This window comes from Streptomyces sp. NPDC127106 (assembly GCF_042677605.1).
Taxonomy (GTDB): domain Bacteria; phylum Actinomycetota; class Actinomycetes; order Streptomycetales; family Streptomycetaceae; genus Streptomyces.
In genome coordinates this window covers 1-4,187 of sequence record NZ_JBHXTC010000122.1, presented here as the reverse complement: position 1 = coordinate 4,187, position 4,187 = coordinate 1, and the positions used below count along the sequence as shown (strand labels likewise).

Genomic DNA, 4,187 nt, shown 5'->3' with positions numbered 1-4,187 from the left:
AGCATGCCGACACCCTCACCCCACCCGGTACCGTCCGCCGCAGCCGCGAACGCCTTGATCCGACCGTCCTCCGCCAACCCCCGCTGACGACTGAAATCGATGAAGTTCTCGGGCGTCGACATCACGGTCACACCACCGGCGAGAGCCATCTCGCACTCGCCGTTGCGCAGGGCCTGGATCGCCCAGTGCAGGGCGACCAGCGACGACGAGCACGCCGTGTCGACGGTGACCGCCGGGCCCTCCAACCCGAACACGTACGAGACGCGGCCGGACAGGACGCTGCCGGCGTTGCCGGTGCCGACGTGGCCTTCCAGGCCGTCCTGATCGCGCGTGACGAGGGAGAGGTAGTCCTGGCCGTTGGTGCCGACGAACACGCCGGCGCGGCTTCCGCGCAGGGTGGTCGGGTCGATGCCGGCGCGCTCGAACGTCTCCCAGGAGGTCTCCAGCAGGAGCCGCTGCTGCGGGTCCATGGCCAGGGCCTCGCGGGGCGAGATCCCGAAGAAGTCGGCGTCGAAGTCGGCAGCGTCGGTGACGAAGCCGCCCTCACGGGTGTACGAGGTTCCGGGCCGGTCCGGGTCGGGGCTGTAGAGCCGGTCCAGGTCCCAGCCGCGGTCGGCCGGGAACGCGGCGACCGCGTCCGTGCCGTCCGTGAGCAGCTGCCACAGGTCCTCGGGGGTCCGGACGCCGCCGGGGAAGCGGCAGCTCATCGCCACGATGGCGATCGGGTCGCCGTCGACGGCCGCGGCGGCGGGCAGCAGGGTGCCGGAGACGGGGACGCTGCCGACGAGCTCCTCGCGGAGGTGGTCGGCCAGTGCGGCGGCGGTCGGGTAGTCGTAGATGAGGGTGACGGGCAGCCGCAGCTCGGTGGCCGTGCCGAGGCGGTTGCGGAGCTCGACGGCCGTCAGCGAGTCGAAGCCGAGGTCCTTGAAGGCGCGTTCCGCGCCCACCGCGTCCGCGCCGTCGTGTCCGAGGACTGCGGCGACGTGCGTACGGACGAGGTCCAGCAGCTCCCGCTCCTGCTCGGCGGGGGCGAGCGCGGCGAGCCGTCCGGAGAGGGTGGCCGGGCCGTCCGCGTGCCCGGCGGTCCGGTCGGCGCGGGCTTCGGTGGCCGTACGGGTCGCGCGGACCTCGTCGATCTCACCGAACAGTGCGGTGCGGCGTACGGCGGTGTGGCCGGCGAGGTACCGGTCCCATTCGATGTCGGCCACGGTCAGAGCGGCGTCGCCGGCGCCGACGGCCTGGCGGAGGGCGCGGATCGCCGGCTGCGCCGTCATCGGGGGCACGCCGTCCCGGCGCATGCGGGCTGCGAGGGCCTCGTCGGCGGCCATGCCGCCCTCGGCCCACGGGCCCCAGGCGAGGGAGGTCGCCGCGAGTCCGGCGGCCCGGCGCTGCTCGGCGAGGGCGTCCAGGTGTGCGTTGGCGGCCGCGTAGTTGGCCTGTCCGGCGGCGCCGATGGTGCCGCTCATGGAGGAGAACAGCACGAACGCCGACAGCTCGATGCCGAGTTCGACGGTCAGCTCGTGGAGGTGGTTCGCTGAGGTCGCCTTCGCGCGCAGGACGTTCTCGAAGCGGTCCGGCGTGAGGGTGTCCAGGACGCCGTCGTCGAGGACGCCGGCGGTGTGGACGACGGCCGTCAGGGTCTCCGCCTCGGCCGCCAGGACCGTGCGGAGGGCATCCCGGTCGGCGGCGTCGCACGCCACGACCGACACCTCCACACCCAGCCCGGAAAGCTCGGCCACCAGACCGTCCGCACCCGGAGCGTCCTCACCCCGGCGGCTGGTCAGCACCAGCCGCTCCACGCCCGCACCGGCCAACCAGCGGGCCACCCGCCCACCCAGGGCGCCGGTGCCACCGGTCACGAGCACCGTGCCCGACGGCGCCCAGGACGCGGCGCCCTCACCACGGGCGGCCCGCACGAGTCGGCGCCCGAAGACACCCGAGGAGCGGACCGCGAGCTGGTCCTCACCGGCGACACCGCCAGCCAGTACACCGACCAGCCGACCCATCGCCCGCTCGTCCCACACCTCGGGCAGGTCCACCAGACCGCCCCAACGCTCGGGCAACTCCAACGCAGCCACCCGGCCCAGACCCCACACCTGCGCCTGAACCGCGGAGACGAGCCGGTCCGAACGACCCACACTCACCGCACCGCGGGTCAGGCACCACAACGGCGCCTCCACCCCCGCATCACCGAGCGCCTGCACCAACACGGCCGTGGCCACGACACCCGCGGCCTCGTCCAGCGCGAGCAGCGACACCACACCGGCCACCGGGGCACCGGCCCCCGACACCAGCCCGGCCACCACGCCACGATCGGCACCAGCCTCGACCACGACCCGCCGGACCTCGGCACCACGCCCGGCCAGCGCACCCACCACGGAGTCGACCAGGGCGTCGCCCTCGCAGGCGGCGGGGACGACGGCGATCCACTCGCCGTGCGGCAGCGCGGACGACCCGGGTGCCGTCAGCGGCTTCCACTGCACGCGGTAGCGCCAGCCGTCGACGCGTGCCTGCTCCTGGTTCTGCCGGCGCCAGGCCGACAGGGCGGGGACGAACTCGCCGAAACTAGCGTCGTCGCCAACCCCCAGTTCGGACAGCAGGGCTGCCAGTTCGCCGCGCTCGACCGCGTCCCAGAACCGGACGTCGACCCCGTCGCCGGCCCGGGCCGGAGCCGTGCTTCCACTCGACAGGGCCGTCTCCGGCCAGAACCGCTGCCGCTGGAAGGCGTACGTCGGCAGCGCGACCCGGCGGGCAGCCGAGCCCGCGAAGAACGCGTCCCAGTCGACGGCCACGCCCCGTACGAACACCTGGGCCAGAGCGGTGACGGCGGTCTCCGCCTCGACCCGCCCCGCACGCAGGACCGGGACGAAGGCGATGTCGGCCACACCCGTCAGGCATTCCTGGGCGAGTGCGGAGAGCACGCCGGCCGGGCCGAGCTCGACGTACGTGGTCACGCCGGCCGCTTCCAGGGCGCGGACGCCGTCGACGAACCGCACGGCCTCCCGGACGTGCCGCACCCAGAACTCAGCCGAGGCCATCTCATCGGTGACGACGGCACCCGTCAGGCACGACACGACCGGGATGGTGGGGGCCGCCAACGCCAGCCCCGCCACCACCTGGCGGAAGTCGTCCAGCATGCCGTCCATGTGCGGCGAGTGGAACGCATGACTGACCGACAGCCGCTTGGTCTTCCGGCCCGCGGCCGCAAAAGCCTCCGCAACGGCGACTGCCGCGTCCTCGTCACCCGCGACCACGACCGACTGCGGACCATTGACCGCAGCAATGCTCACCCGGTCCGTCAGCAGCGGCAGGACCTCGTCCTCCGACGCCTGCACGGCGATCATCACGCCACCGGCAGGCAGCGCCTGCATCAGCCGACCACGGGCCGCGACCAGCGTGCACGCGTCGTCCAGCGACAGCACGCCCGCCACATGCGCGGCGGCGATCTCACCGATCGAGTGCCCGGCAACGAAGTCCGGCCGCACACCCCAGCCCTCGACGAGCCGGAACAACGCCACCTCGACCGCGAACAGCGCCGGCTGCGTGTACTCGGTCCGGTCCAGCACAGCGGCTTCGGAACCGAACAACACCTCCTTCAGCGGGAGGTCGAGCTGCGAGTCGAAGCGCGCGCATGCTTCGTCCAGTGCTTCGGCGAACACCGGGAAGGCGTCGTACAGCTCACGGCCCATGCCGAGGCGCTGGCTGCCCTGCCCCGTGAACAGGAAGGCCAGCCCGCCCTCCGACACGGTGCCCTGCACCAGGCCGGGCAGCTGCTCACCGGCGGCGAGGCCCCGCAGACCACCGATGACCGCGTCACGGTTCGCGGCATCCGCGACCAGGACCGCACGCGACTGGAACGCCGAGCGTCCGGCGGCGAGGGAGTACGCGGTGTCGGCGGTGGCGACGTGCAGGCTCTCGGTCAGCCACGACACGAGCTGCTCCGCCTGGGCGCGCAGCCCGGCCGCGCTCTTGCCCGTGACGACGAACGGCAGGACGGGCGCGGCGTCGGCGGCGTGGGGCTCGGGTGCCGTGTCGTCCCCGTTCTCGACCGGCGCCTCCTCGATGATGGTGTGGGCGTTGGTGCCGCTGAGACCGAACGAGGAGATGCCGGCGCGGCGCGGCCGGTCGGTCTGCGGCCAGTCCACGGCCTCCGTCAGGAGCTCGACGTCTCCGGCCGACCAGTCGAC

General features: G+C 73.5%; 1 protein-coding gene. It reads right to left on the bottom strand.

Annotation, left to right across the window (positions count from 1 at the left end):
• On the bottom strand, nt 1-4,187 hold a 4,187-nt coding region (locus tag ACFVGY_RS37650; RefSeq protein ID WP_385687069.1), incomplete at both ends, for an SDR family NAD(P)-dependent oxidoreductase.